General features: G+C 64.2%; 28 protein-coding genes. 18 read left to right on the top strand and 10 right to left on the bottom strand.

From position 1 onward, the window contains the following. Positions 1–80: 80 nt before the first annotated feature. The 6 genes from AC0IXR_RS18840 to AC0IXR_RS18865 form a co-directional block, all read right to left on the bottom strand. Complete coding sequence (locus AC0IXR_RS18840) at positions 81–332, bottom strand: serine hydrolase (protein ID WP_471761787.1); 252 nt, start codon at positions 330–332, stop codon at positions 81–83. Then, positions 310–1,395, bottom strand: a complete 1,086-nt coding sequence (locus AC0IXR_RS18845; RefSeq protein WP_471761788.1) for a serine hydrolase — start codon at positions 1,393–1,395, stop codon at positions 310–312. The genes AC0IXR_RS18840 and AC0IXR_RS18845 overlap by 23 nt, the downstream gene beginning before the upstream one ends. A gap of 10 nt (positions 1,396–1,405) precedes the next feature. Beyond that, a complete protein-coding gene (locus AC0IXR_RS18850; protein WP_471761789.1) occupies positions 1,406–2,311 on the bottom strand; it encodes an NAD(P)/FAD-dependent oxidoreductase in 906 nt (301 codons plus the stop codon). Continuing rightward, positions 2,301–2,765 (bottom strand): RrF2 family transcriptional regulator, encoded by a 465-nt coding sequence (locus AC0IXR_RS18855; protein WP_056428528.1) that lies wholly within the window; start codon positions 2,763–2,765, stop codon positions 2,301–2,303. Before AC0IXR_RS18855 ends, AC0IXR_RS18850 begins: the two co-directional genes overlap by 11 nt. A gap of 134 nt (positions 2,766–2,899) precedes the next feature. Next, on the bottom strand, positions 2,900–3,718 hold the full coding sequence (locus AC0IXR_RS18860; protein ID WP_471761791.1) for a universal stress protein: 819 nt from the start codon (positions 3,716–3,718) through the stop codon (positions 2,900–2,902). A gap of 309 nt (positions 3,719–4,027) precedes the next feature. Beyond that, the gene (locus AC0IXR_RS18865; RefSeq protein WP_471761820.1) at positions 4,028–5,548 is read right to left on the bottom strand and encodes a sensor domain-containing diguanylate cyclase; all 1,521 of its coding nucleotides are present in this window, start codon (positions 5,546–5,548) and stop codon (positions 4,028–4,030) included. A gap of 297 nt (positions 5,549–5,845) precedes the next feature. Between AC0IXR_RS18865 and AC0IXR_RS18870 the strand changes: the two genes are divergently transcribed. Then, positions 5,846–6,028: a DUF4113 domain-containing protein gene (locus AC0IXR_RS18870; protein ID WP_471761792.1), complete on the top strand. Its 183-nt coding sequence runs from the start codon at positions 5,846–5,848 to the stop codon at positions 6,026–6,028. A gap of 142 nt (positions 6,029–6,170) precedes the next feature. Here AC0IXR_RS18870 and AC0IXR_RS18875 read toward each other — a convergent pair whose 3' ends face one another. The 4 genes from AC0IXR_RS18875 to AC0IXR_RS18890 all read right to left on the bottom strand — a co-directional run bounded on the left by AC0IXR_RS18875 (position 6,171) and on the right by AC0IXR_RS18890 (position 11,400). Beyond that, positions 6,171–7,199, bottom strand: coding sequence for a formamidase (locus AC0IXR_RS18875; RefSeq protein ID WP_471761794.1), 1,029 nt, complete (start codon positions 7,197–7,199; stop codon positions 6,171–6,173). Between the two features lie 241 nt (positions 7,200–7,440). Next, positions 7,441–8,553: an FAD-binding domain-containing protein gene (locus AC0IXR_RS18880; protein WP_471761795.1), complete on the bottom strand. Its 1,113-nt coding sequence runs from the start codon at positions 8,551–8,553 to the stop codon at positions 7,441–7,443. A gap of 272 nt (positions 8,554–8,825) precedes the next feature. After that, positions 8,826–10,526, bottom strand: coding sequence for a DUF927 domain-containing protein (locus AC0IXR_RS18885; protein ID WP_471761796.1), 1,701 nt, complete (start codon positions 10,524–10,526; stop codon positions 8,826–8,828). A gap of 184 nt (positions 10,527–10,710) precedes the next feature. Continuing rightward, entirely contained in the window at positions 10,711–11,400 is a 690-nt protein-coding gene (locus AC0IXR_RS18890) for a hypothetical protein (protein WP_471761797.1), read from the bottom strand. 73 nt (positions 11,401–11,473) lie between these two features. Here AC0IXR_RS18890 and AC0IXR_RS18895 point away from each other — a divergent pair, with 73 nt between their 5' ends. The 17 genes from AC0IXR_RS18895 to AC0IXR_RS18975 all read left to right on the top strand — a co-directional run bounded on the left by AC0IXR_RS18895 (position 11,474) and on the right by AC0IXR_RS18975 (position 25,916). Next, entirely contained in the window at positions 11,474–13,075 is a 1,602-nt protein-coding gene (locus AC0IXR_RS18895) for a chemotaxis protein CheW (protein ID WP_471761798.1), read from the top strand. 195 nt (positions 13,076–13,270) lie between these two features. Next, positions 13,271–14,374: a chemotaxis-specific protein-glutamate methyltransferase CheB gene (gene cheB / locus AC0IXR_RS18900; protein WP_056424932.1), complete on the top strand. Its 1,104-nt coding sequence runs from the start codon at positions 13,271–13,273 to the stop codon at positions 14,372–14,374. 1 nt (position 14,375) lies between these two features. After that, entirely contained in the window at positions 14,376–14,993 is a 618-nt protein-coding gene (locus AC0IXR_RS18905) for a HEAT repeat domain-containing protein (RefSeq protein WP_056424935.1), read from the top strand. Beyond that, positions 14,993–15,868 carry a CheR family methyltransferase gene (locus AC0IXR_RS18910; RefSeq protein WP_244478146.1) on the top strand — a complete coding sequence of 292 codons (876 nt, stop codon included), beginning with the start codon at positions 14,993–14,995 and terminating at the stop codon, positions 15,866–15,868. The genes AC0IXR_RS18905 and AC0IXR_RS18910 overlap by 1 nt, the downstream gene beginning before the upstream one ends. Before the next feature lies 1 nt (position 15,869). After that, a complete protein-coding gene (locus AC0IXR_RS18915) occupies positions 15,870–16,253 on the top strand; it encodes a response regulator (protein ID WP_471761799.1) in 384 nt (127 codons plus the stop codon). Continuing rightward, complete coding sequence (locus AC0IXR_RS18920) at positions 16,250–18,904, top strand: chemotaxis protein CheA (protein ID WP_471761800.1); 2,655 nt, start codon at positions 16,250–16,252, stop codon at positions 18,902–18,904. Before AC0IXR_RS18915 ends, AC0IXR_RS18920 begins: the two co-directional genes overlap by 4 nt. Continuing rightward, complete coding sequence (locus tag AC0IXR_RS18925) at positions 18,904–19,155, top strand: hypothetical protein (RefSeq protein WP_471761801.1); 252 nt, start codon at positions 18,904–18,906, stop codon at positions 19,153–19,155. Before AC0IXR_RS18920 ends, AC0IXR_RS18925 begins: the two co-directional genes overlap by 1 nt. Further along, positions 19,152–19,952 (top strand): ParA family protein, encoded by an 801-nt coding sequence (locus AC0IXR_RS18930; protein ID WP_471761802.1) that lies wholly within the window; start codon positions 19,152–19,154, stop codon positions 19,950–19,952. The genes AC0IXR_RS18925 and AC0IXR_RS18930 overlap by 4 nt, the downstream gene beginning before the upstream one ends. Before the next feature lie 127 nt (positions 19,953–20,079). Continuing rightward, complete coding sequence (locus tag AC0IXR_RS18935) at positions 20,080–20,454, top strand: response regulator (protein ID WP_056424947.1); 375 nt, start codon at positions 20,080–20,082, stop codon at positions 20,452–20,454. A gap of 3 nt (positions 20,455–20,457) precedes the next feature. After that, positions 20,458–21,693, top strand: coding sequence for a methyl-accepting chemotaxis protein (locus AC0IXR_RS18940; protein ID WP_419952239.1), 1,236 nt, complete (start codon positions 20,458–20,460; stop codon positions 21,691–21,693). A gap of 147 nt (positions 21,694–21,840) precedes the next feature. Then, entirely contained in the window at positions 21,841–22,230 is a 390-nt protein-coding gene (locus AC0IXR_RS18945; protein WP_056424954.1) for a response regulator, read from the top strand. After that, positions 22,230–23,087: an STAS domain-containing protein gene (locus tag AC0IXR_RS18950; RefSeq protein WP_471761803.1), complete on the top strand. Its 858-nt coding sequence runs from the start codon at positions 22,230–22,232 to the stop codon at positions 23,085–23,087. The genes AC0IXR_RS18945 and AC0IXR_RS18950 overlap by 1 nt, the downstream gene beginning before the upstream one ends. Further along, the gene (locus AC0IXR_RS18955) at positions 23,087–23,476 is read left to right on the top strand and encodes an STAS domain-containing protein (RefSeq protein ID WP_056424960.1); all 390 of its coding nucleotides are present in this window, start codon (positions 23,087–23,089) and stop codon (positions 23,474–23,476) included. Before AC0IXR_RS18950 ends, AC0IXR_RS18955 begins: the two co-directional genes overlap by 1 nt. Continuing rightward, entirely contained in the window at positions 23,454–23,897 is a 444-nt protein-coding gene (locus tag AC0IXR_RS18960) for an ATP-binding protein (protein ID WP_471761804.1), read from the top strand. The genes AC0IXR_RS18955 and AC0IXR_RS18960 overlap by 23 nt, the downstream gene beginning before the upstream one ends. Beyond that, positions 23,894–24,337 (top strand): ATP-binding protein, encoded by a 444-nt coding sequence (locus AC0IXR_RS18965; protein WP_471761805.1) that lies wholly within the window; start codon positions 23,894–23,896, stop codon positions 24,335–24,337. The genes AC0IXR_RS18960 and AC0IXR_RS18965 overlap by 4 nt, the downstream gene beginning before the upstream one ends. Beyond that, positions 24,334–24,915, top strand: coding sequence for a SpoIIE family protein phosphatase (locus AC0IXR_RS18970; RefSeq protein WP_056424965.1), 582 nt, complete (start codon positions 24,334–24,336; stop codon positions 24,913–24,915). Before AC0IXR_RS18965 ends, AC0IXR_RS18970 begins: the two co-directional genes overlap by 4 nt. Next, on the top strand, positions 24,912–25,916 hold the full coding sequence (locus tag AC0IXR_RS18975) for a sensor histidine kinase (RefSeq protein WP_471761806.1): 1,005 nt from the start codon (positions 24,912–24,914) through the stop codon (positions 25,914–25,916). The genes AC0IXR_RS18970 and AC0IXR_RS18975 overlap by 4 nt, the downstream gene beginning before the upstream one ends. The last annotated feature ends 395 nt before the right edge of the window (positions 25,917–26,311 follow it).

Raw genomic sequence — 26,311 nt, forward strand, 5'->3', positions numbered from 1 at the left:
ACGCTTCTCCGAAGCGGCCACTCGTCAGCTTTCTGGCAACTTTGAGTGTGGGTGAGTATCAGAAGCTCGAAGAGTTGGCGCTACGGCTGGTTCTTCGTGATTTCAACGCCCACCGCTGTGAAGACGCGCTTGGCAAGCATCAGCCGTAAGCTTGTCGGGTGATTGCGGTTTGCCAAGAGAACTAATCCGACTTTACGTCCAGGAATGAAGGCGACATACGCCCCAAAACCATTGGTTGCCCCTGTCTTCGTGACGAGACTGTTCTCAGGAGGAGACTGCGGCGGTTCTATGCGAGTGACCGGCGTGGGCTTATAAAACCATCGCGTCGCCATTGCCGGTTGCGAAGTCGTCCGCGTTCACAGGTAGCGGATACCATTCCCAGATCAGCGCTTGTGTCATCGGTCCGGCGCGGAAGTAACCGACATGGGTATCGGCCAGGGCGCGCCGTAGCACTTCGTCCCCATCGACCTTTCCAAGTTGCGCCTCGACGAACCGCAGCAGGTCTCCCACCGTGGTTTGGAGGCCATACGCCTCCGTCGACAGGGGAGCCGAGGTGACCCGGACGGGTTTTCCGTCGCGCGTGTAGCCCTGTGCGTAATGCGTCTGCTCGGCCGCCGGCACGTCATTGAAGGTGTGCCGAAGGCCAAGCGGCTCGGAGACGTGCTCGCGGACCAGCGCGGCGAAATCGCCCTTCAGCGCTCGTACCGTGACGACGCCGAGCAGGCCGATGCTGGGATTAGCGTAGGTCCGCACGCTTCCCGGCGGCGATGGAGGCGTCCAACCCCGGTAGTAGGCCATCAGGTCGGGGTTCGTCCTCACGCCATCGGGAAGCTGCAACGGCATTCCACCCGTCGTGTGCGTCGCAAGCTTGATCAAGCTCACCCGGTCGAGGGCGGTACCCTTGAGTTCCGGGAGGTATCGGCTTGGCGGCCCGGTCCAATCGAGCAAGCCTATTCGAGCCGCATAGGCCGCCAAGGCCGCTGTGAACGTCTTGCTGATCGAACCGACCTCGAACAGCGTCCGCTCATCCACGGAGATGCCGGTCTCCTCCGAGGCCACGCCATAGCAGAACACCTGAGCCCCCGCCGGGGTGACGACGCCGACAGCCAGTCCAGGCGTGTTGGTCTCAGCCATGAATGCGCGCGCCGCGGTGTCGACGGCGGCCTTGTCGATTGCCTGGGCCAGCGCGGCCGATCCACTTGCGAACAGTGTGGTCAGCGCGAGGGTAAGAAAAATCTTTGATGTCATCTGGGATGATGTTCGCTCATATTTATTACCGCTCGATAGCGGATCATCAAAATTCACCCAGCCCGGACGTAGCCAATCCCCCATCAAGCTTCCGCAAAGCGGACCTTCCCAGGGCCTGCTTTGGGTCGAAAGCAGGTGCGACAGCATCCGCACGGGGTCAGGCAGCCAGGCTTGCGAAGACGAGGGACTGGTGCACGGACACGCCCGCCGTCACACCGTCCGCCACGGCCCAACTCACGCTATGGGGGGCGCGGGCGATGTCGCCCGCAGCGTAGACACCCGCCACCGTCGTCAGTTTGCTGGAATCCGTGCGGATGACCGGACCGAACGGTCCCTCGTCCAGCGCGCAACCCAGACGTTCCGCGAGCGGGCTGTTCAAGCGTGAACGCGGTGCGAGATAGAGGGCATCGACCGCGACCGTTCGGCCGTCCACGAGCCGCACACCCGACAACGTATCGCCGTCGCCCGTGAGAGCGACCAGCGGAGCCGGCTCGATCTCGATGCCCCGTTGGACGAGCCGGGCATGCATTGCCTCATCGGGCCTATCACCGCCGTTGAGGTAGAGCGTCGTCGGCCCCCATTCGGCGATCAGCAAAGCCTGGTGGGCGGACATCGGCGATAGCGCGAGCACCCCCAGCTTCCGCTCCGCGAATTCATAGCCATGACAATAGGGGCAGTGGAGGACGCTCTTGCCCCAGCGCTCGGCAAGGCCGGGCAGGTCCGGCAGAACGTCCGAGATACCGTGAGCGAGGACGAGGCGGGCGGCGTGCAGGGTCTCTCCACCCGCCAGGACGATGGCGAAGTCCTGGCCCGCGCGGGCGTCCACCACCTCCCCCGCCACGAACGTCACCTGAGGGTACCCCTCGAGCTGTGCGCGCGCCTGCGCGATCATCGCCCGGGGGTCGCTCCCGTCCTGACCGAAGAAGCCGTGGGAGGCCGCCGCGAAGCGGTTCCGCGGGTTGCCCGTATCGATCACGCAGACCGAGCGTCGCCCGCGGGCGATGTAGGTCGCCGCCGACAAGCCGGCGAAGCTGCCCCCCACGATGATCACGTCAAATGCCATGGGCCTGCTCCAGGGTGAGGGTGCCGCCCCGTGCAGCGAGACGGGCGTGGAAATCGGCACTGAGGGCCGCGAGGGTGACGCGGCCGAACTGCTCCAGCAGCAGCGCTTCGGCCTCGCGGAAGCCCGTATCGAGGGCGGCGTTCACGGCCTGCTCGACGAGGCAGCCCGGCGATTCCGTGCGGTTGCCGATGGCGAGGAGTGCGGGTGAGCCGAGCGCGACGTAGATGTCGCGAAGCGTGATCTCGTGCAGTTCGCGCGCAATCGTCCAGCCACCACCGTGGCCACGCTCGGACCGGACGAAGCCTGCCTCGCGCAGTCCGGCCATGATGCGGCGCACGACGACCGGATTGGTCTGCATGGCGGCGGCCAGCACCTCGGAGGTCACCGGGCCAGGCTCCTCAGCCATGTGGAGCAATACGTGGAGAATGCCGGACAGGCGGCTATCGCGTCTCATGTAGCAAACGATGTTACATAAGATGGTGCGCGTCAACCTCGACAGCGCTTTCGTCTGCTACGCCCCACTACCCACTATTATGACCGATGCCCAACGCGAACGGCCTGGACGGCTTGGGTTTTCTTGCCAGACGCTCAGTGGCTCATCAAGCAACAGATCGGGGTGCGCTCGAGCAGGGTGCGGGTCACGCTTCCAAAGATGACCTCGCGGACCCGCGTATGTCCGTATGCTCCGGCAACGATTAGGTTTGCGTCCTCTTGCTGCACGATGGCAAGGATCTGTGTGGCGACGTTGCCCGCCGGAGGGGGGCGTAAAATCATGGTCGAGGCGACGCCATGCTGGGCTAGGTAGGCCTGGATGGCACGAGCACCCGCCCAGTCCGCCTCGTCCCCAAGAGCGACGACGAGAACCTTCTCGGCGACCTTCAGGAACGGCAAGCTATCGGACACAGCGCGCCTGGCCTCGCGTGTGTCCTTCCATGCAATAACGATGCGCCGCGCTGTGACGGCCTCAACCGTCTCCGGGACGACGAGCACTGGTCGGCCCAGGCGCAGTACAAGTTCGCCCGGCGCGATGCAGGAGCACCAGTCGTCGTTGCCCTCTTCTCGGTAGCGGTTGACGATGACGAGGTCGGCAGATCGCGCCTGCTGGACCAGGAACGTCATCGGGTCAATCTCGGCCGAGCGCCATTCGACAGCGCCGAGATCAGCCGAAGCTTCTTGAAACCGGGCGGCAAGCTGCGAGAGTTCGGCGCTCAGGCGCGATGACGCCTGATCGACGAACCGACTATCGATGAGGGCGCCCCTCCCATACAGGTGCTGTGGCAGCGCTTGACGGGCGGCGATACCTATCAGGCGCGCCTCGAAGAGTTGTGCCAGGCCCACCGCGAGCCTCAGGCGCGCCAGCCCCAAGGCACCCGGATCCAGCGGGACCATCAGGCTTGAGAATGCCATGGCAGACCTCCGGTAGTGCCGGCATCGTTGGCGCCCTCGCCGAAGCCTCCGGCAGAGTTGAAGGCTACCGCGGTGACGTCCTCTGCGCGAGGGGCTTTATCCCCAGGTCCACCTCCGTGTGTGCGGTCAGTGACCCTGCGACGAAGGATCAACCGAAATGGAAACCGGCCAGAATGTGAGGGCTACAACGAGCGTCAGAATGAACGAACGGCTCAAGCACCCCTCTCAGCTTACGGAAGTGCCAATGGGCTGAGGCGATTTCAATTCCATTATCATCCTCTTTTGACGGCCTTACCTGGCTTGGTCGGCTCAGCGTTCAACGAGGCGCAAGGATGGCTTCTCGACGGGCTCGATGGTGAGAGACGGTGCGCAGCGGGTTTGATTGCGGCCGCCTGCTTTGGCTTCGTACAACGCGGCATCCGCGCGAGCGTACAGGCTGCGAGCATCGACAGTGCCCGTGGCGGAGCCGATGCTGACTGTTATGCCGCCAGGGCCGATCCCTGCAGCCTCGACCGCCAGGGTCGCAATCTGGGCATGCGCCGCCTCAGCAACGCGCAAGGCGCCGGCCGTGTCGGTGTCAGGGAGCAGGAGGACAAATTCCTCGCCGCCGACCCGGCAGACCAAGTCGGAGGGTCGATGTACGCTTGCCGCAAGGCAGCCGGCCAAGCCCTTCAGCACCGCATCCCCGACCGCGTGGCCGTAGCGGTCGTTGAAACGCTTGAAATGATCGGCATCAATCATAAGCAGTGAGAGCGGTTTGCCAGAACGTGCAACCTGCGCACAAGCACGGCTGAATGCCTCATCGAAGCGCCGCCGATTGGCTAAGCCCGTCAGGGTATCGGTCTCCGATAGCCGAGCGAGCTCCGCCTGCATCTGGGTACGGCGACGTAGTTCTTTCCCAAAAAGCAGGGACGACGCCACGGTCAGGCCGCAGAGGATCAGTACGACAGAGCCGATGCCGAGGGCTTTGGCACGCCATTCTGCCTCCACCGCGCGCGTCGAAAGGGCGACGTTGAGGATTAGGGGCAAGTCGCCGACCTGAGTGAAGGTGTAATAGCGTTCGACGCCGTCTCGGACCGAAACGTCTACGAATGAACCGTTGCGCGTGCTCGCAAACCTCATGAAGGTTGGCGCACCGCCAATATTAACGCCGATGTCCGCCGCCTCATAGGGATAGCGCATGACCCGCGTGCCGTCGCGCAGATAGAGATTGATCGCACCGTCGCGGCCGAGACCGATGTGATCGAAAAGGCGTGTGAAGTAAGTGAGCTTCAGGCTCCCGAGCACGACGCCTCCGAATGAGCCATCGGGCTTGGAAACGCGCCGGCTGAACGGCAGCATGGGCTCACCAGTCAGCCGCGAAACGATGGGCTTGCCGATGTAGAGCCCCCGGTCGGACCGGAGCCGTTGGGCTTGGAAGTACTCCCGATCAGCGTAGTTGCCCTTTCGCGATTGGGCGGCGCCCGCATCCTCCACGATGTCGCCACGCTCATTGATAACGAGCATTACGCCCATGTCGCGGGCCATCGCCGCTCGATCAAACAGGATGAGCTGACGCATGGCAGGGCTGACCGCGTCGATGCCTGGCGCATGGAGGTTCTCGACAACTGCGCTAATCGAAAGGTCGAAGATCTCGACGTTACGGGCAATGTCGCGTTCGATGACCTGAAGCAGATTGCGTGACGTCACCTCAGCCTTGTCCCAGGCATCGCGGCGTAGGTCGATCAGCATCAAACTCGAGACGACGAGCATACCGACCGGGGCCAGGACGCTCAGCGCGGTCCAAGTCCGGGCGGACCGTAGTACCTTCGATAGCTCTTGAAGCCCCATCGTCGTCAAGCGATTCCAAGCGTGGGTTTTGTGCTCTGGTATCTGGGGCATCAAACCTGATCGGAGACTTACCGCAGGTCCCTTTCGCCATCATTCATCACATCGTACCTAACGCCACGTTCAGGCATAGGGATGCCCGGGTGCTGATCAAGGCGGGGACGTCGGGCGTGTGGCGGATTTGGAAGGCGAGCTACCGGTACTCGAAGGCCGGGGTGATGACCGTCGATCTCGTCCCCCCTGGCAGCCTCAAAGCGTGCGCTGTTCGACGGTCTCGGCCGCGAGCGGGGTTCGGCACTGATGGACGCTCTCGACGCCTGTAACCGCCGCTGGGGGCGCAGGGCGGTGGTGCCCGGCACGGGCCGGTTTGGCTCGCAGCAAAACTGGTCCACGCGATTTGACATGCGGTCGCCGCGCTACACAACCAGGATCGCCGACGTCCCGGTCGTGAGGGCGGTGTTTGCTCCTGTCCATCCAAACTAGAGTGCAGCAAGCGTAGTTGTAGAAACGATGTGGAACAAGCAGAATCCTGCCGATGACTTCATATCAAGAAGACTGGCACAGTACCTAAAAACCGGGGCTGAGAGCCCCCGATGGCGCCCGCTTCAACGCACGGAGCCACCACTTACTCCACCGACTTCTTTGTTCCTGGAGTTTGTGCGTCACCGTACAAACAGGTCGGCTCGGGAAATCCGCAGGACGTGCCATCAACGACCTTCACATCGTCTTCCCACGGTAGGCGGTAACGACCGGCGGCGAGATCGTGCATGTAAGTGTAGGGGCAGTCCCGCGCGCCACCCTTCACCGCCGTGTATCCACGGTGGCCGAACTGATAGATGTTGTTCTCGACGCCCCAGTGAAGGCGCGCCTCCCGCACCAGGTCGGGCCGGACCTCCGCGGTGATGATCTCGTTGGCGCGCCCCGTGGTGCCGTGGGCGATGATGGCCCCGTCGAAATTAACGATCATGCCCTCGCCCATGGAATCGAACGAGCCGTCCGTTCCGCACATGCAGACATTGGCCGTGACCATCAGATTGCAGAACGCGTTCGACTGATTGGTGAAGCGCCACGACTCGCGGATCGGCGCGGTATAGCCCGCAGTGCGAATCATGATCTCGGCGCCTTTGTAAGCGCATTCACGCGCCATCTCTGGAAACATGCCGTCATGGCAGATGATGAGCGCGATCTTCGCGCCGCGCGGTCCCTCGATCACCGGGATGCCGATGTCGCCGGGCTCCCAGGGCTCGACCGGCACCCACGGATGCATTTTACGATAGTAGAGCTTCACGACGCCGTGATCGTCGATAATGAGGCCGGTGTTCCAAGGGGAGCCGCCCGGGTTCAGCTCCATGATCGAGAAGCAGCCCCAGATCCGGTTGTCGATGCAGGCCTGCTGGAAGGCTGCGACCTCCGGCCCATCCATCCGGCACAGGATGTCAGGGTTGGTGTCCATCGAGAGGCCGTGCAGGGCGTATTCGGGAAAGATCACAAGGTCCATTGTTGCGAGGTTGCGCCGGGCCTTGGCGACCATTGCGACGATGCGCTCAGTTTGGGCCGCGAGGTCGGCCTTTGTGACGACAGTTGGTAGTTGCAGCTGGACGAGGCCCAGCACCACGCCGTTGGGGGATCTGTTGAGTCCGCCAAGTCCATTCATGGGCGTTTCCCGTTATCTTGTTATCGGCACCTAGCCACCGCAACAGGGATGGCCCGCCACGCCGGGCGTCCGGCCAATGCGAGCAAGGAGAATGCCGCTAGGGAACGCCTGTTGCTTCTGGACGGCTTCGCCGAGCCTAGCCGACGATCTCATCGAGGGATAAATCGATTTTAAATAACCGCTTACGGGCGAATCGCCCGGCTACCGATCCGATCCTGATCTCGGCAAAACATTCAGTGGATCAGTTCAGTAAGAGCTGTGGGATAGCTTTTCTCAGCCGGGAGTAGCCTCGATTCGACAACGGCCATGCTGCCTCGTCCCAGGCCCGTCGTAGGCGAAGGCAACCGTCTGGCAGCGCCATTGCCGATGGCCCGACTGGGGCCCATGCGGTCACGACCGGCAGGCCGCAGGCCCAACCGCTATCAGTGTGGCCAGCGGCGCATTCGAAATGGGCCTCGGCTCGCGCCAGGGCATCCGCCATCGCAGCCTCGTCCATAGCCCTTACTCGGTCGGAGGCGCTGGCGGCATGGGCAACGAGGCCACCGATGCGGGCGACCCGCGCGGTGCCGCGGGGCAGGCTTTCCGGTTGCAAGTCGTCGAGGTGGAGGAGGAGCGCGACCTCGCCGTCGGGCAGGGCGTCCGCCAGCGGCAACAGCACTTCTCGCGGCGGCATCGGCTCGTCGAGGGCATCGGGGTACTCATCGAGGCCGACTGGGTCGAAGCGTCCGTCGGTGTACCGCCGGATGTTCTCGGCGCGGGCAACGTAGTGCTTGCCCCGAGTGTGCAGGCCGGCGACCCAGCGCCAGGAGAGCGTGTTGCTGGCCGGATCTCCATCGACGAGCTGGCGCATGAAGAAGTCAGCGCCGAGGGCCCAAGGCAAGCGCAGGGTGAAGATCCAGATCGAGGCGAACCACATGCGTGCGTGGTTGTGGAGCCACCCTGTCTCTACGAGTTCGTTCGCCCAGGCATCAAAGCAGTCGATGCCGCTCCGACCCTCAATCGCAGCCTCATAGGTCCGTCGCAGGCCAGGCTCGACGGCGAGCCGCTCGTGGCCCTCGGCGGCCAGCGCAAGGTAGTCCGTCCAGGCGGTGGGATGGGTTTCCAGGTGCCCCTTGAAGTAGGTCCGCCAGAACACCTCGCTGACGAACTTCTCGGCTCCCTCTTCGCCGAAGGCAGCGACGGCCGCAGCGACGACCTCGGCCTCGGCGATCAGGCGCCGACGCAGATAAGGGGAGAGCGCCGAGGTCGTTGACCTCCCTTCGGGTCCGAGGTCGAAGTTGCGGGCCCCGGCATACTCGGCTCCCTCATGTTCTAGAAAGGCAGCGAGGCGGTCGAGCCCGGCGGCGCGGGTCATAGGGAAAATGCGATCCATGACGGTGAGCTAGCGCGTGGCGGGGAGAAGCCGATGCGACCGAATCCCGACGGTGAAGGGTACCCGTTTCGGCGCTATGCCCTTGGAGGCGTCACAGGCGGCCCACGCGGGCCATCTCGGCCGAAGGCGGGGTTGGACACTGATGAGTGCTATCGACGCCTGTAGTCATCGTAGGTCGCCCGGCATGGCGGGAGCGCCTGACCGACCAAAAAAACCCGGGCGTCGCTTTCAACGCCCGAGGTCTATAGTAATCCTTAGAACGCCCGCTCCAAATCAGCGAAGCCGCCGGGCAGGTAGACGCTGATCGACCGCTTGCGGGAGGTATCAGGCCAAGTCACCTGACGCTGAGCCCACTCAATCGAGCGGCCAGTGGTCCGGTCCCGGCCGTGGTTCAAGAACCCCTCAGCGTCGAGCCATTCGAGGACCCGTTGCCTCCGCAATTCCGACCGAAACCACCGCGTGAAAACCTCGGATCGAACCACGCACTCAAGACCTTCATTCTTGATCTGGCGAAAGCCATCCGCGTTGTGCATCAGCCGCAACTGCTTACGAGTACAGGTTTCGGTGTCCAAAACGCTGGCGCCGTTCAGCTTGCCCTTCAACACCTTCAGATCGGCCATGAGCTCAGCCTGTGGATTGGGGATCTCTGCGAGCGCCGCCAAGCATGCCCGCTTCAAAGCCGCACCGAGCCGTTTCATGTCCAGCGGAAGAACACCCGCAGCGATTGCTAAAAGGCCACCCGCATAAAGGACGCCAAACTTCGCCACGATATCACGTTCAACCGGTGACCTCGTTGGCCGCGCTACGGCCACTTCGAAGTTCGCCACCAGAATTCGAACCACCTCTTCGACAGCCTTGTGTTGTCTAGCGAGCCATTCGGTATAGGTGCTCAAGGCAAGGCCGCGGAAGTTAGGCAGGCCCTCCCGCAAAAGCTGAAACTGCTTCTTTTCCCAGGCTGCGAGATCCGCCCCAGTGAGGGTCTTGGGCGCCAAATCGAAGATGGTTTGGGATCCGTTGAAGAGCACCGGGACGCCAATGAGGCGGGCCGTTTCCCCCTCATCGCGGGTCTCGCCCTTCCGCGCCGCCCAAGCGTCGGGCGAGTGCTCGGAGGACATAAGTGGCAGAACCTGGAAGGTTGCCGTCGCCCCACCATCACTACCAGCCCAGCTCGGGTGACGGATGATGTCCTGCCCGTTCATCAGCCCATAAGTCGTCTCGCGAACCACCTCATGGACATTGTTTTTTCCACCTCGTGCGGTGCCGATCTCGTTGATCGGGATCGCGTGGTCATTGAAAGCGACCGCAACCGCCAGAAGACCGCTAACCGTGGCATTCAGGCTGGGTAGATCCTCTTCCTGCCCATAGCCTAAGGCCGATGCACCAGCGAGCTGAGCCGTGGATTTCCCCGAGCGGCTGGGGCCGAAAAGCACAAGCCCAAAGTTCGGGCGCCGCGCGATCTTGAGGAGCGGCGCTGCGAAGATGGCGGCTAGTGCGATCATCATTGCCGTCGAGAAACGCGCGACCTTGATCAGGGCTCGCCACCCGTCGAGGTCACCGCGATCCTGCATGTGACCGGTGCTCCCAGCGTAAGCTCCGGTCGGCGGCAAAATCGCTTCGGCGTCGTCGCGCCCTGATACAACGGAACGGTGTGTCACGAACGTGGTGGCGTCCCGCCAACCGTTGCGAGCGGCTCGACGAACGATGGGGGCATCGGCTGCGATGGCGGAAGCGATGATACCCTGACGCTCGGTGGTAAAGGGTAGCTGCGCGCCCTTCGCAAGCAAGTAGCGAGCGACCACTGCAACACTCTGCTCCTGACGGGGAACAGTGGCCTGGATGACCGCCCCCTCGATGCCCGGCGCCTCGTAGACGTCGTACCAGACCTGTTCGCTCTCGTCGTAAAGCTGATTGATTTTGCGGATGCCCGCGGTGGTCGTGGGGTTGTCAGTTGACATGATGGGTCCTTTGATCCGGTGGTCGGACTGATTTTCGATGGTGTTGGGTCAGCTCACGCACGGGATGCACGGGTTGCACGGGCTTTTCGCTGACAGGGTGGGGTAGGCGCCGGGCACGCCGTTGAAGACGGCCACTGAGTCAGGGTGGACGGGGGTTGCAGTTCCCCCTCCCGCCTAGTCGCCCCTAGGGCCCGTCTCTCACCCAGTTGAAGCCACCCAGAGCCCGCTCGACGGCATCGTCATCGATTCCGCACCCGATGACCCGGCCAGCCAAGCCGAGCTGATGCTCAACCATGGCCAGCTTATCGGCCTGAATCGCCCGCAACCCACGGGGAGTGGTTTTGGTGCTGGGACCGCCGCCGGCGTTCAGCCGGTGCTCGTCCCAGTGGGTCACCCGCCGGCCGCGGTCGGGCTTGAGCGCGTAGCACTCGGCGACCCCGCTGGCATCGATAGGTTCAAACCAGACCGGTCGCTTCACCCAATCGGATCGCGGGAACGCAAAGCGAAAGGGCGCTTGCTGAGCCTGGGAGAACCAATCGACGGCGAGCCCGGCCGCGTGCACGCACCAGTGCGGCGGGGGACCCTTGCCGGTCAGATCCTCATTTAAGGAGATGTCGAGGCTGAAGATGCTGGGGGTGATACCGCTGGCCACAGCGGCAGCCCCCACTTCAGCCAGAACCCGCCGACAAACGGCCACATCCAGCTCACCCGGCATCACGCATCCGAAGCTGGGAACCACCGTGATCATGGTCATCCGGCCGCGCAGTGCGCGTGCGGGCTCGCGAACGTATTGGTCGGCCAGGTCCAGGGCGGCGAGTTGGAGACGGCCACCGCACTCGGTGCAGGCGCCGCTCAGGCAACTCGCCGCTGCCATCGAAGAGATCGCCTCCCTCGCCGACGAGCTCCAGGCCGCCTGAACCGAGCTCTCTCGAAGGGACGACACCCCCATGGCACCAGCAGTTGCCCAGGCGTTAGAAACGCTGGAGGCCAAGTTCGCGCCTCCAGCGGCTCGCGCCGCCCCGCCGCCGGACTCGGACGCGGCACTTACGGAAGCACGGCAATTCGTGATCTTCCACATCGAGACCGAGATGTTCGCCGTCTCCCTCTCAGATGTCCAGGAGATCATCCGGGTCCCGACCGTGGTCCGGGTCCCTCTCAGCCCGGGCTCCCTCCTCGGCCTTGCCAACCTCAGGGGCACGGTCCTACCCGTCCTCAACCTCCGGGACGTGCTGAACTTCCCGCCGGTGCTCCACGACGACGCGACCCGCGTGGTGGTGCTCGACCAGGGCAGTCCGATCGGCTTCGTCGTCGATCGGATGGCCAATGTGGTGACCGTGGATGCAGAGCGGATCGAGCCCGCCTCCTCGCTCCGCGGCACCGTCGATACCGAGCTGCTCACCGGCATGATCAAGGACGCCAAGGGCGGATCGATGGTCATGATCCTCGACTCTGTGCAGCTGGTGCAGCGGGAGTTCAGCTCCATCGCTGCCCAGCGGTCTTCGGCGGGCGGCCTCATCGGCTCGGACGGGACGGCATCCGTCTCCGTATCGGTCGACGCGGTGGTCGATGAGGACCAGCTCGTCAGCTTCGAGGTGGCCGGGCAGGAATACGCCTTTCCCATCGAGCAGGTGCAGGAGATCGTGCAGCTCCCCGAGCACGTGACCCAGATCCCGAACACTCCCGGCCACGTGCTCGGAGTGATCACCCTGCGGAACCGGCTCCTGCCGCTCGTCTCGCTCCGCGAGATGTTCGGCCTGCCCGCGAAAGCGTTCAGCGGCACCGACAAGGTGGTGGTGGTGTCCCTCGGCGGTGAGTCCGGCTTTTCGGTCGGCGTCGTGATGGACAGCGTCAAGGAGGTCCTGCGGGTCAACCGCAGCCTCGTGGAGGCCATGCCGACCCTTCTCAGCCATGACGGCACAATGGACGAGATCCAGGCGATCTGCCGCCTTCAGGGTGGCAAGCGCCTGGTCTCGGTCCTCTCGGCGGGGCGGATGTTCGACACCGCCGATCTGCGGTTGGCCGTGAAGGCCGGGGAGACGATGATGGGCACCAGCACCGGTTCTGAGCGGGAGACGGTCCAGGACAGCCTCGACGAGGAACAGTTCGTGGTGTTCCGCCTGATGGACGAGGAATACGGCGTCCCGATCGAAGCCGTGCAGGAGATCGTCCGCGTCCCCGACGAGCTGACCCGAATCCCCCGCGCACCGGCCTTCGTCGAGGGGGTCATCAACCTCCGGGGCGTCGTCCTGCCGGTGATCGACCAGCGGCGGCGTTTCAACCTTGCCCAGGCCGATCGCAGCGACCGCCAGCGGATCATGGTCTTCACGATCCGCGACGTGCGCACGGGCTTCATCGTGGATTCCGTGTCCGAGGTGATGCGTATCTCCGGCAAGGTGATCGGAGATGCCCCTCACCTCTCGGATGCGCAGAAGCGACTGATCCGCCGGGTGGCCAACCTCGAGGATCAGAAGCGGATGATCCTGCTGCTGGATATCCTGCAGCTTCTGGACACCGACGAAGCGGCTTCCATCGGACAGGTCACGCACTGATACCCGGCCGGGACCGGCCTCACGGTCCCGGCCGCTCCGGAAATCCGCCCGTCGTTCGGCCGCCCTCGATGGGCGTCGGATGACGGTCGGTCCCGGGCATGGCTGACCTTCGCGGGACGGGACATCGATCCACGAATCCGGATCGTGCCGTTCTTCCGCCTCTGCTCCTTTTCACCTCACCCGTCAGACAGTTGCATGATCAAGGTGCTCATCGTCGACGATTCCGCGCTCATGCGCCGGCATCTGACCCAGTTGCTCGAAGGCCAGGGCGATTTCATCGTTCGTGCCGCACGCAACGGCGTCGAGGCCCTGGCGAGCTTGGAGGAATTCGACCCGCAGGTCATCACCCTCGACGTGAACATGCCCGAGATGGACGGGATCACCTGCCTCTCCCGGATCATGAGCGATTACCCGCGCCCCGTGGTGATGGTCTCCTCCATCACCGAGGAAGGCGCAGAGACGACCCTCCAGGCGTTGCGGCTCGGTGCGGTGGACTTCGTCCAGAAGCCCGGAGGTACGATCTCGTTGTCGATCGACCGCATCCACCACGAGTTGCTCACCAAGATCCGCGGTGCTGCACGGGTGCGGATCCGGCGTAGCATCGGTCTGCGCCAGCGCATCGGGGCGAGGCGCCCCGCACCCGCTTCGGCTCCCGTCGACAGCGTCTCGAACCGCGTAAGGGCCGGCGCGCGGGGCCGCATGGGCCTCGTCCTGGTGGGCGTCTCCACGGGCGGCCCGAGCGTGTTGGAGGAAATCCTGCCGCTTCTGCCTGCCGATCTCCCCTGGCCGGTCCTGGTGGCCCAGCACATGCCCGGAAGCTTCACCGGCGTCTTCGCCCGGCGCCTGAACGAGCTCTGCGCCTTGTCCGTGGTCGAGGCGGCGCGCCAGACGCCGCTGGCGGCAGGAACGATCTATATCGCCAAGGGCGACGCCGACCTCGTCGTGACGAAGCGCGGCACCGGTCATTCGGCGACCCCGCTGCCCCAGTCCCAGGATCATCTCTGGCATCCGAGCGTCACCCGCCTGGTCGTCAGCGCCCTCGATCATTTTCCGGCCGAGCAGCTCATCGGCGTGCAACTCACCGGCATGGGCAATGACGGCGCCGAGGCCATGGCCCGGATCCACCAGCGCGGCGGCCTGACCATCGCACAGGATGCCGACACCAGCGTCGTGTTCGGCATGCCGAACGAACTCATCAAGCTCGGAGGCGCCAGCATGGTGCTGCCGAGCCACGCCATCGCCGCACAACTCACCGCTTGGCTTCGGCCACAGGCCGGCCTTCGAGCCCAGGGAGCTTAGGATGGCACTGAGGAAACCCGCCGCACTCGGCGACACGCAGGTAATGGCGTCCACCATCGATCTGGCGACGCTGAGCCTCGAACTCGCCTCCCTAGAGGCTTCGGCGCGTCGCGGTGCCGCGCGGACCCTCGGCGCAGTCCCGGAAGCAGTGCCGCTGCTATGCGATCGGCTGGCAGTGGAGAGCGCCCTCAGTGTCCGGAGCGCCATCGTCACGTCTCTCATTCGGCTGAAATCCGAGCGCGTGGTGGAAGGCCTGCTGCCGTTCCTGCGCAGCGAGGATACCGGCCTGCGCAATGCCGTCATCGAGGCGCTTCAGGAGATGCCGTCCGAGGTCGAGCCGTTCGTCGCCGAGTTGCTCGCCGATGCCGATAGCGACGTGCGCATCTTCGCCGTGAACATCGTGAGCCTGCTGCCGCATCCCAGCACGCCGCTTTGGCTGACGCAGGTCGTGGCCGAGGACGAGCACGTGAATGTCTGCGCGGCCGCCGTCGAGGGACTGGCCGAGATCGGCACCGAACACGCCATTCCCGCGCTGGAAGCCCTCCCTGGCCGTTTCCCCGACGTCCCCTTCATTGCCTTCGCGGTTTCGGCCGTGATCCGCCGGATCAGAGGATTGTAATGCCGCTCTCCAGCGCCATGACGATGAGACAGGGGCACCCTCCGATCAGCGAAGAAGAATACAACATCTTCTTCGAGTTCTTCTATCGTAGGACAGGCATTCTATTCAACGACAAGAAAGGGTACTTCGTTGAGAAGCGCCTGCATGACCGTATGGAAAAGACGGGAAGCACAAGCTTCCGGCGTTATTTCGATCTGGTTCGCTTCCAGGCCTCTGGCGAGGAGCTTCAATGCCTCGTCAACATCATGACGGTGAACGAGACCTATTTCTTCCGCGAGGATTATCAGTTCAATGCCCTGGTCCAGGGCATGCTGCCGGAGATCGCACGCTCGCGTAAGATCGGCGATACCCTGCGGATCTGGTCGATGCCGTGCTCGACCGGCGAGGAACCCTATTCCGTCGCGATCCAGATCATCGAGAACTGGTCGCGGGCCGATGATTTCGCCATCGAGATCAGGGGTTCGGACATCGACACCCGCGTGCTGAACGAGGCACGCCAGGGCATTTACGGCGAGCGCTCGCTGCACCGGCTCACTCCGGCACTGCGTGCGAAGTATTTCCAAAGTGTCGGACCGGATCGCTTCCAACTCCGCGAGGAGTTACGCGAATCCGTCGACTTCTCCATCGCCAATATCGTCGACCCCCTACATACGACCCGCTACCGCGCCGTCGACGTCATCTTCTGCCGTAACCTTCTGATTTACTTCGACGACGTGTCGCGCCGGCTGGCCGTCGAAGCACTCTACGACTGCCTGTCGCCGGGCGGCTTCATCTGCCTCGGGCATTCCGAGAGCATGAGCCGGATCTCGTCGATGTTTCAGCCGCGCAAATTCGGCGACACGATCGTCTATCAGAAGCCTCTCGGGAACGATTGAGATGAGCGCCGAACAGAAACAGATCCTCGTGGTCGAGGACGGCGCGACGATGCGCATGTTCTACCGCGACGTGCTCAGCCGGGCGGGCTTCGTCGTCGAGGAGGCGGCGAATGGATTCGAGGGATTGGAGCGGGCGCTTCTCGGCCGTTTCGACATGCTGATCGTCGACATCAACATGCCGAAGATGGACGGCTACGAGTTGCTGTCTCGCCTTCGGAACGAGCCGGCACTACGGGCGATTCCCGTGGTGGCGATCAATACCGAAGCCGGTGACCAGGATGCCGCCAGAGCCTATGATGCAGGCGCCAACCTCTACCTGGTGAAGCCCGCCGATCCCGTCGCTCTGGTCCAGACCGCCCGCCTTCTCACCGGTGCAGCGGCATGAGCAACCCGAGCCGTAACAACCCCTTGCTGCAGCGCTTCATTCCGGAAGCGCGGGAACTGTTGCAGGCCTCCGCCGGCGGCCTGCTGCGGCTCGAGAAGAACCCGCAGGACGGACCTGCGATCAATGAAGTGTTTCGGGCCGTCCATACCCTGAAAGGGTCGTCGGGGCTGTTCGACGCGACCGCGCTGACCCGTCTCGTCCACGCCGCCGAGGATCTGCTCGGTGCGGTTCGAGCGCAGGAAATCGTCCTCGATTCGAGCCTTGTCGACATGCTGCTCGACAGCCTGGACCAGGTCAGCCTCTGGGTCGACCGTCTCGAAGGCGACGCCGAGCTTCCCGCCGATGCCGATGGCGTAGCCAGCCGGATGGCATCGGGCCTGCGCGCTCGGGTCGCCTCCAAGGATTCGCCGGAAACCGCCACGACGGCTGACGCAACGCTGCCGGCCGAAGCGCCGCCGATCTGGCTGCATCGCCTGCCCGTGGAATCCCTTCGGGAGGGATTCCGTCGTGCCTGTCGAGGCGCGACCGTTCTGGCCTTGTGCTACGAGCCCGACCCCGGCTGCTTCTATGCGGGCACCGACCCGCTTCAGGCCGCCCTCCAGGTTCCCGAGGCCATGGCCTTCACCATCGAGGCGGTGGCGCCCTGGGGACCGGTAGCTGATCTCGACCCCTACCATTGCAACCTGCGCTTCCACATCCTCACTGACGCCCCCCGGACCGAGGTGGAGCAGGCGATACGCTACGAGCTGGATCAGGTCTCGTTCAGCCCGGTCTCTGCCCGTGACCTCGTCCAGATTACCGGCGAGCCGAGCGACGGGCCGGTCTGGGACGATTTTTACGAGGCCGCCTCGGCCCAGTACGCGGCAGGCGATCTTGCGGCCATCCGTGCCAGCGCGGCGACGCTTCGGAGCTTCACCGGGCCGGGTCTATGGCGCAACGACGCCCTTTCCTGGCTCGAAGACGCAGCCTCCGCCACCGCTCCGGACCACGACCTCGTCCGCGCCCTGATCGACGCGGCCGGAACCGGGCGCTTCGGCGGCGCAGGGAATTCCACCGTATCCGCTACTGCGTCGGGGGCTCCGACCACGCTATTGGACGGCCCCAACGGAGCGGTGGCACGCAGCATTATTGCCGGCCAGCGGCAAGCCCTCGGCAAGGACGGGTATGACGAGATTCGGCTGGCCTCCGTTGCGGCGGTGGTCGGCAACCTGCTCGTCGGCCTCGGCCTGGACGCGCAACGTCATGCGTTCCAGCAGGCGATCGTGGATACGCATGAGAGCCGCTCGACCCTGCCGCTCCTGATCTTCCTGGACGTGCTCGAAAACGGTGGGATGCCGGATACCTTCCCCCCCTCGGATCCACTCCCCTCGATTACCTCTTCAACCGACCTGCCGAAGGCTGCGGATCTCCCAAAGAGTACCGCACCGGTGCCGGACGGAGCCGCACGGAATGCAGCTCCGGAGGTGCGCGCGCCACAGAAGACCCTCAAGGTCGAGCAAGCCAAAGTCGATCTGCTGATGAATCTGATCGGCGAGCTCGTAGTCTCGAAGAACAGCCTGCCCTTCCTGGCCAAACGGGCGGAGGAAACCTACGGCTCCCGGGACATGTCGCGGGAGATCAAGGAGCAATACGCTGTCATCGACCGCCTCGCGCAGGAAATGCAGGGCGCGATCATGCAGGTCCAGATGCTTCCGGTCTCGGACATCTTCGATCGATTCCCACGTCTGGTACGCGATCTCGCCCGCAAGCTCGGCAAGCAGATCGACCTGTCCGTGGAAGGGGAAGACACGGCGGCCGACAAGACGATCATCGAAGCGCTCGGCGACCCGCTGCTGCATATCGTCCGCAACTCCCTCGATCACGGCATCGAGCAGCCCGAGATACGCGAGGCCGCCGGCAAGGCACGCACGGCGAGCCTGCGTCTGCGGGCCCGCCAGGAAGCCGACGGCGTGGTCATCGAGGTGCAGGATGACGGGCGCGGTATCGATCCGGCCCGGATCCGCGCCGCGGCGATCGAGAAGGGTGTCATCGATGCCGATGAGGCCGGCCGCCTGTCCGATCAGGAGGCGATCAACCTGATCTACAGGCCGGGCTTCTCCACGGCGCAGGAGATCTCCGACCTGTCCGGTCGCGGCGTCGGCATGGACGTGGTGCTGACCACGGTCGAGAAGCTCGGCGGCCGTGTTTCCGTGACATCGCGCCTGGGCGAAGGCACCACCACCCGACTCACACTGCCGCTCAGCATGGCGGTGACGCGGGTGATGGTCGTGGAGGCCGCGGATGGCGTCTACGGCGTGCCCATGGACATGATCGCCGAGACGGTCCGGGTGCCGGAAAGCCGGATCCAGCGGATCAAGCGCGCCGAAGCCTTCGTCCTGCGCGACATCGTCATCCCTCTGATGCGGATGTCGACCCTGCTGGGCGTGCCGGCGCGCCAGCGGAACAGCGACGAGGAAGCCGAGGAGGCGGTCCTCGTCTGCCAGATCGACGGCCGTCATGTGGGCCTCGTCATCGACGATTTCCGCGAGGGAATGGACGTGATCCTCAAGCCCCTCCAGGGCGCCCTGGCGGGCATGCGGGGCTATTCGGGGACCGCGCTCCTGGGAGACGGCCGCGTCCTGCTCATCCTGGACCTCAAGGAATTGATCTGATGCCGCTGAGAATTGCTCGCACGACCGTGCATTTCGAAGGTCATTGCTCGGTGGAGGAAGCCCTCGACCTCCAGGCCTTCTTTGGCCGGGTCAAGGTGCCCAAGGTTGTGCTGACGCAATGCGCCGGCCTGCACACGGCCCTGCTCCAAGTGCTGGCGGCCGCACAGCCGGCCAGCATCGCGCCGCCGTCGGATCCCACGCTCGCCCAGGCAATCATGCCGTTCCTCAGCGGGATCGGAGCCGACAGGTGACCGCCATTCTCGCCATCTCCAACCGGAAGGGAGGCAGCGGCAAGACCACGACGGCTGTCAACCTCGCGGCGGAGTGGGGGGCACGCGGCCATCGCATCTTGCTCGTCGATCTCGACACACAGGGGCATGCCGGGCTCGGCTTCGGCGTGGTGGCGGGCCGGGACGAGCCGACGGCGCATCACATCTTCTCCAAGACGGGCTTCTCGATCGAGGAGGCCATCCGGCCGAGCGTATCGGCCAATGTCGCGGTGGCGCCCGCCGACCCGCTTTTCGACGGGACGGGGGTAGCCGACCGGAGTGTCTCGGCTCTGCGACATAACTTACGGTCCCCCGCCATCGCCGAGCGGTTCGACCTCGTCATCCTCGATACGCCGCCCTCTCTCGACATGGTCCTGGTCAATGCCCTGGCGGCCGCCGATAGCGTCCTGATCCCAATGATCCCCCACGCCTTGTCAGCCGAAGGCGTGCGGCAACTGACGCGGCTGTTCTTCCGGATCGCCACGACGGTGAATGCGGGGCTGACGCTGGCGGGCCTGCTTCCCGTGATGCTGAATCCGCGCACGAGCCATCACCGGGATACCCTGCAGGATGTCGGCACGGAGTTCGGCTTCGACCGCCTGCTCAGCGGGATCCGATCCGACATTCAGCTCGCGGAGGCCTTCGCTGCCCGGCGGCCAATCCACGATTACGCCCCGCGCAGTCGTGGTGCGGCCGATTATCGCGTCTTGGCGGATGAACTGGGGGGACTCTGGCCTGAATTTAACCCCGAGCAGGCTTTTGATACCCGTTTATCCTGAAACGCGCTGGGGAAAAGAAGATATATCTGGAACAATGAAACCACTAATCAATGATTTGCCACCTATTGAGTGATTTCCAGAAAGTTATGTCTGAACTCGACTTCTATAATTTGTCTAAGGAGCATTCATGGCAGCGACCATCATGATCGTCGATGATTCCCCTACGATGCTCATGAGCATCGAGGGAATCCTGACCAAAGCTGGACTCGGCGTTGTCAAAGCAGCGAACGGAGAGCAGGCGCTCGAGACTTTGAAGACCGGAACCAAGCCTTCTCTCGTCATCACCGATCTCAATATGGGCGCGATGGACGGGATCGAGCTGATCCGCCGTGTGCGTAAGCTTCCTGGCCTTCAGTTCACGCCGATCCTGATGCTGACGACGGAGTCGCAGCAGGACAAACGGAACGAAGCTAAATCGGCCGGAGCCACCGGTTGGATTGTGAAACCAGTCGATGCGACCGCCCTCATCAAGGTCATTCGCCAGCTCGTGCCGGGCGCCTGAATCATGAGGAGGGAAGCCATCCTTCCACCGCCGGAGCGGATCGCACCGCTCGCGGCCGGATTTTCGGCCCTCGTCGTCGGCGCGGCCGGATTGCCCACGCTCGGTCTCACGCCGGCCCTCCTCGCCATCGCGGCGGCAGGGTTCGCGACGACGTGGCTGGCTTCCACTGCGACACGTCTGTCCCGCCGTCGAACCGACGATCCTGCTTCCGCCCCTGCCGCGGACGACGACGTCCATGAGCAGGCTGAGGCGAAGGCGGGTGAGGAGGAGCCGGAAGGGCCGTCCGGCACCGAGCCTCCGCCATTCAACCATGCCTTGACGCAGCATTTCGGCGTCTACGATCAGCTCTTCGCGCGGGCCTCGCGTGACACCGCTTCGGTGACATCCGAGACCGAAGCGGCGGCCTATAACATCATGATGAGCCTGCGAGCGGTCGACATCGCCATGTCGGACCTTCTGAGCTTCCTCGATTCGTCCGGGTCCAACACCCGCGTGATCGAGATCGTGGAGGAGACCGACCGGCAACTCGTGACGAACCGAAACCTGATCGCGGCCTTTCTCGAAAGCCGTGACCGGGACATCGAGGAGTGCCGCGTGCGGCTCGAGGATGTGGAAACCGCGACGGATCAACTGAGCGGCCTGGTCGGCGGTATCCGCGACATAGCAAGGCGGACGAATCTCCTCGCTCTCAACGCCGCTATCGAGGCGGCGCGCGCTGGGGAGTTCGGGGCCGGCTTCGGCGTTGTCGCATCCGAGGTCAAGCAGCTGTCGCAAGCCTCCGATCAGGCGGCGACCCGCATTAACGAGGGTTTGATGACGCTGCGTGGCTCGATTCGGGAAAACCTGACGACCCTCGTCAGTCACCGCATCGCGGGTGAGCGTGTGGAACTCGGGAAGATCTCGACGGCGATATCGGACCTGACCGAGAACATGGAGCGACTGATCTCGCATCAGCGCGACACACTGGTGAAGGTTCAGGACGAAAGCGCACGCATCGCTCAGCCGGTGGTCGAGCTTATGGCTTCGATTCAGTTCCAGGATGTCACGCGCCAGCGTCTCGAACATCTTGAGACGATCTTCGCGGCGGCACGCCACAATCTCGATGCGTTGGGCAACGCCGCCCAGTCCACGGGCGAGTTGCCCGATCTCGATCAGTTCGCCGCCGTGGCGAACGCCGATGGCCCATCTCCACCGCGCAAACTCGTTGTCGGAGGCGGCGACGAGATCGAGCTTTTCTAGGCTCCCTGCATATGAAACGCATGGGGCCTGAACCACAAACCATGGGTCACCGTGCTGCGCCTAGAGCGGGACAATGGTAACCTACATTAACGTCCGGTCTCTCGGCTCCGCTGGTACCGTCTACAAGCAGAAAGTGATCACGCGCGCATGGCAACCGTCCTGGTGGTGGACGACATCCCTGTCGTCAGGCGGACCATCCGCAAATTCCTCGAACGCGGCGGTCATTTGGTGACCGAATGCGGTTCCGTGGGCGAAGCGGAACAGGCGCTGGGATCGGGTTCATTCGACCTGATCGTGACCGATCTCTGGATGCCGGGACAGGATGGATTGACGCTGATCCAGCACGTGAAATCGCGCACCCGGCCGCTTCCCCTGGTGGCGATCACGGGCGGGGCGCCACGGATGCCCCAGCTCTTCTCTACCGAAGAGGCGATCCGGGCCGGAGCCGACCGCGTGCTGATGAAGCCCGTGGGCATGCAAGAGCTCTTGAACTGCGTGACGGAACTGCTCGCCGCCCGTCTGAAGGGAGTGAATTGATGCACAGTCTCGGACGTATCCTGTCGGAGCACCGCGATGCGGTGATCGATTCATGGATCGAGCGTTTACGCGACGATCGCGGTGCCGGCGTGACACCGAGTGCTTCACCCCGCGTTCTGCGAATCGAACTCGCCGCCTTTCTCGACGCGCTGACGGCGTTCTTCCTCAGCGGCATTGAAGGAACCGAGGACAGCTTCCGCGAGGTCGCCTCACAGGCAACCATCATCAGCTCGGCGCGGGCTCGGGACGGCTACACCCCCGCCCAGACCGCGACCCTCGTCATGTCGCTGAAACCCGTCGTCAGCGCGGTCATCCAGCGCGAAGCCGGCGGTCTTTCGTCCGAACTCCTCGAGACTCTCGCGCACCTGAATGCCACGGTGGACAGAGTTGCCCTCGTGACCTTCTCGGCCTTCGTCGAGACCCGCGAGCGGCTGATCGAGCGCCAGAGCCGTGCGCTTCTCGACCTTGCGACACCGGCCCTGCCGATCTGGCGCCACATCGTGCTGATGCCGCTCGTGGGCATCGTCGATACGCAGCGGGCGCGACAGATCATGGAATGGCTGCTCGAAGCGTTGACGCGGGAGGAAGCCCACATCGCCATCCTCGACGTGACGGGAGTGCCGGTGATCGACAGCCGCGTCGCCCTCCATCTCACAAAGACCGTGGAGGCGGCACGCCTTCTGGGCGCCAAGGTCATCGTCACCGGCATCAGCCCGGATGCGGCGCAGACACTGGTGAAGCTCGATGTGAACCTCACGAGCATGATCACCCGCGGCACCTTGCGGGCCGGCCTCGGCGAAGCTTTCCGCCTGCTCTGCGCCGATGGCCAGGCACCGCCCAGCAAGGCGGGGTTCTGATGCGCGTCCCGATCCTGAAGCTCGGGCGCGTCCTGCTGACCTCCCTGCCCGCCGACCTGACGGACCAGCAGGTCATGGATCTGCAGATCGATGCGCTGGCCCTGCTCCGCGACGACCGCGCGGATGGGCTCGTCATCGACATCACCGCCGTCGACGTAGTGGATTCGTACATGGCGCGGGTGCTGTCGGAGACCGCCAAGATGGTCGGCATCATGGGCGGTGTCGCGGTACTCGCCGGCATGCGCCCCGCCGTGGCGCTGACTCTGGTGGAGATGGGCCAGAACCTGATTCAGATGGAAACGGCGTTCGACCTCGAAGGCGGCGTCGCGAAGGTTCAGAGGGCGATGGCCACCCGCGGAGGTCACCGTGACGAACCACCTGAGGTCTGAATTTTCCGACGAGACGTCGGCGACCCTGGTATCGGTCGTGGAGATTCACGGACAGGAAGACATCCTGATCGCGCGTCAGGCCGGGCGGGACGCAGCCCGGAACATAGGGCTCTGCACCGTCGATCAGACCCGCCTCGCCACGGTGATCTCCGAACTGGCCCGCAACGCCCTCCGATACGCCGGCGGCGGCCAATGCCGCATCACCACACAGGTGGCGGTCCTGACCCGCACCATCGTGCTGGAAATCGAGGATCGGGGACCCGGCATCGACAACGTGACCGCCGCCCTCACTCCGGGCTTCTCGACCGGCGGAGGACTCGGTCTCGGCATGTCCGCCGTCCTCAGGTTGATGGACGACATGATCGTGGAGACGCGGCCGGGACGAACCATGATCCGGGCGCAGATGGTGCGGCATACATGACGACGCCCATCGGATCCGAACGTCCGGACGAGACCCCCCTCGAAACGCTGATGTTCCGAATCATCGCGGAGATCGACGTGGCCGAGGCCCGGCGGGCCGCGCGGCATATAGCCGGCCGACATGGCTTCAAGACGGTGCAGGCCTATGGCTTCGCCACGGCGGTGTCCGAGATCGCGACCAATCTCGTCCTCCATGCCGACCGTGGCGGCGTCATCCATCTGACAGCCGCGCTGGTGAACGGCATTCCAACCATCGGCTTCACCGCAGAGGACGACGGCCCCGGCATACCCGATCTCGCTCTGGCCATGCAGGATGGCTACTCGACCCTCGGGGGCCTGGGATGCGGGTTGCCCGGGACAAGGCGCCTCGTCGACACCTTCGCGGTGACGACGCGTCCCGGCGAGGGAACCCGCATCGCCTGCAGCCTGACCCGTATATGAAGATCGCCTCGTCCCTGCGCTCATTCCCGGGTGAGACCGCTTGCGGTGACGTCGTCGCCTGGTGGCGGGAGAATGACTCGACGCTCATCGCCGTGGCGGACGGCCTCGGGCATGGCACCTCCGCGCGGCTCGCCGCCGAATCCTTCATGGCCGCCGTGGAGGATTCTTCCGGCCTCGGCCTGGCCGAACGGATGCAACGGGCCGATCGGGCGATCGTGCGCACACGGGGCGTGGCGGCCACCCTCGTGCAGATCGACCTTGCCGCGATGACATTGACCGTTGCGGGGGTCGGCAACATTCAGGGCGGGATATTCGGCGCTCGAACGCGGCGCTTCGACGGGGCCGCAGGCATCGTCGGGGCGGGAATCCGAGCGATCCGCCCCCTCACATTCGCGTTCGATCCGGCGGATGTGCTGGTTCTATGGAGCGACGGCCTGCGGCACGTGGATATCGACGAGACCTGCTGGCGGTTTCGCGACGAACCACAAAGGCTCGCGGATTGCCTGCTCGCGCGCTTCGGATGCGAGAGCGACGATTGCTCCGTCCTCTGCGTCGCCTTCGACGGAGCCGTGGTGTGAAGGCCTTCCTCGACCGCTATGCCGCCGGGATGGCCTCCTACGTGATGACCGAGGGGGAGGCCGCTCTCGTCGATATCGAGGAGCTTGGCCGCGAGGCCATCGCGACAGATGTCTCGCTCGAAGACATTGTCGGCCTTCACGAGGGAGCCACTCTATCCCTCTCGGAGATGGGAATCGCCATCAGCGAGCCGGCCATGATCCGCCGGATGTCGGCCTGTCTGAGCGCCCTGGCCATCGCGGCGGCCATTGCCTTCGGGAGCAAGCTCGAACTGCTTGAACGGCAGCGGCAGGAGGAGAGCAAGCGAACGGAACGGGAGCGTCAGCGCCTCGAGACCCTCGGCCAGATGGTTGGCTCGGTGGCGCACGAACTGAATAACCTGCTTCAGCCGGTCCATGGCATGACGGAGATCATGCTCGCGGATTTCGAGGCGAATGCGCCCGAGCGGGCAGACCTCGAAACCATCCTCGCCTGCACCGATCAGGCGGTCGGGGTCATCCGCAACATCCTGGCCTATGTCAGACAGGAGCGCAGGGTACCTGAAGCCATACCATTGGGCCATGCGGTGGAGAATGCCTGCGCGTTCCTCCAGCCAATGCTGCGTCCGCCTCTCGATGTCGCGATTCGGGATACCGAGAGCCCGGTTCTCGCCACGGAGAGCGAGGTCACCCAGATCCTGCTCAATCTCGTCCAGAACGCCATGCAGGCCGAGGCATCGCGCATCACGGTGCGGGTCGACCGTTGCAACCGGCGCTTCACCGCGGGTCCTGCCGAGGTGCCATGCCTTCAGCTCGTGGTGATCGACGACGGGTGTGGCATGTCCGAAGAGGTCGCGGCCTGTGCGACCGATCCTTTCTTCACCACAAAGACCGAGGGCCAGGGCACCGGCTTAGGGCTCGCCATCGTCAAGGGGATCGTCATGGGATGGTCGGGCGAGTTCGAGATCGCGTCGCGGTTCGAGCGCGGCACGGTGGTGACGATGTCGTTTCCAGTTGTGTTCTGACAGCCCATCGCCGCACCTTGCCGGCAGCGGCCTACGTGATCCCCTCACGGCTTCATCCGCATCGATATGACGCGGCGTCCGCCCGGCAGCTTGCTCAGCGCAGGGTGGGCTGTCAGGTCGCCCTCATGATCCGTAAGAGTTTTCGCCACTGCCCAAATCGGCCTGAGCACAGAGCGCTACCGACGCGGAATATGCATCGTTGTGCGACGCACCAATCTGCTGTCCGTCGTTGATCGTGAACGTGTTCTTGTGCCGGGGGTGTGTGAGCACCGCTTGGGTCGGAGTGCGATGCAATGACGAATGTAGACTGAATAGGCGTCTGCCACACTTGCGGCGGATGAACGCCCGATTAACACTACCTACTCCGAAAGAATGAATCGACCGATTCCTCGAGG

The organism is Methylobacterium sp. AC832 (assembly GCF_979256025.1).

Coding starts and splice junctions, on each gene's coding strand:
- AC0IXR_RS18890 (WP_471761797.1), bottom strand. CDS start 11,400: ATGGCAGCGGCGAGTTGCCTGAGCGGCGCCTGCACCGAGTGCGGTGGC.
- AC0IXR_RS18955 (WP_056424960.1), top strand. CDS start 23,087: ATGCGCGTCCCGATCCTGAAGCTCGGGCGCGTCCTGCTGACCTCCCTG.
- cheB (WP_056424932.1), top strand. CDS start 13,271: ATGATCAAGGTGCTCATCGTCGACGATTCCGCGCTCATGCGCCGGCAT.
- AC0IXR_RS18965 (WP_471761805.1), top strand. CDS start 23,894: ATGACGACGCCCATCGGATCCGAACGTCCGGACGAGACCCCCCTCGAA.
- AC0IXR_RS18935 (WP_056424947.1), top strand. CDS start 20,080: ATGGCAGCGACCATCATGATCGTCGATGATTCCCCTACGATGCTCATG.
- AC0IXR_RS18875 (WP_471761794.1), bottom strand. CDS start 7,199: ATGAATGGACTTGGCGGACTCAACAGATCCCCCAACGGCGTGGTGCTG.
- AC0IXR_RS18840 (WP_471761787.1), bottom strand. CDS start 332: ATGGCGACGCGATGGTTTTATAAGCCCACGCCGGTCACTCGCATAGAA.
- AC0IXR_RS18940 (WP_419952239.1), top strand. CDS start 20,458: ATGAGGAGGGAAGCCATCCTTCCACCGCCGGAGCGGATCGCACCGCTC.
- AC0IXR_RS18895 (WP_471761798.1), top strand. CDS start 11,474: ATGGCACCAGCAGTTGCCCAGGCGTTAGAAACGCTGGAGGCCAAGTTC.
- AC0IXR_RS18860 (WP_471761791.1), bottom strand. CDS start 3,718: ATGGCATTCTCAAGCCTGATGGTCCCGCTGGATCCGGGTGCCTTGGGG.
- AC0IXR_RS18925 (WP_471761801.1), top strand. CDS start 18,904: ATGCCGCTGAGAATTGCTCGCACGACCGTGCATTTCGAAGGTCATTGC.
- AC0IXR_RS18945 (WP_056424954.1), top strand. CDS start 21,841: ATGGCAACCGTCCTGGTGGTGGACGACATCCCTGTCGTCAGGCGGACC.
- AC0IXR_RS18910 (WP_244478146.1), top strand. CDS start 14,993: ATGCCGCTCTCCAGCGCCATGACGATGAGACAGGGGCACCCTCCGATC.
- AC0IXR_RS18865 (WP_471761820.1), bottom strand. CDS start 5,548: ATGGGGCTTCAAGAGCTATCGAAGGTACTACGGTCCGCCCGGACTTGG.
- AC0IXR_RS18880 (WP_471761795.1), bottom strand. CDS start 8,553: ATGACCCGCGCCGCCGGGCTCGACCGCCTCGCTGCCTTTCTAGAACAT.
- AC0IXR_RS18845 (WP_471761788.1), bottom strand. CDS start 1,395: ATGCTGTCGCACCTGCTTTCGACCCAAAGCAGGCCCTGGGAAGGTCCG.
- AC0IXR_RS18850 (WP_471761789.1), bottom strand. CDS start 2,311: ATGGCATTTGACGTGATCATCGTGGGGGGCAGCTTCGCCGGCTTGTCG.
- AC0IXR_RS18870 (WP_471761792.1), top strand. CDS start 5,846: ATGGACGCTCTCGACGCCTGTAACCGCCGCTGGGGGCGCAGGGCGGTG.
- AC0IXR_RS18970 (WP_056424965.1), top strand. CDS start 24,334: ATGAAGATCGCCTCGTCCCTGCGCTCATTCCCGGGTGAGACCGCTTGC.
- AC0IXR_RS18905 (WP_056424935.1), top strand. CDS start 14,376: ATGGCACTGAGGAAACCCGCCGCACTCGGCGACACGCAGGTAATGGCG.
- AC0IXR_RS18920 (WP_471761800.1), top strand. CDS start 16,250: ATGAGCAACCCGAGCCGTAACAACCCCTTGCTGCAGCGCTTCATTCCG.
- AC0IXR_RS18915 (WP_471761799.1), top strand. CDS start 15,870: ATGAGCGCCGAACAGAAACAGATCCTCGTGGTCGAGGACGGCGCGACG.
- AC0IXR_RS18950 (WP_471761803.1), top strand. CDS start 22,230: ATGCACAGTCTCGGACGTATCCTGTCGGAGCACCGCGATGCGGTGATC.
- AC0IXR_RS18855 (WP_056428528.1), bottom strand. CDS start 2,765: ATGAGACGCGATAGCCGCCTGTCCGGCATTCTCCACGTATTGCTCCAC.
- AC0IXR_RS18885 (WP_471761796.1), bottom strand. CDS start 10,526: ATGTCAACTGACAACCCCACGACCACCGCGGGCATCCGCAAAATCAAT.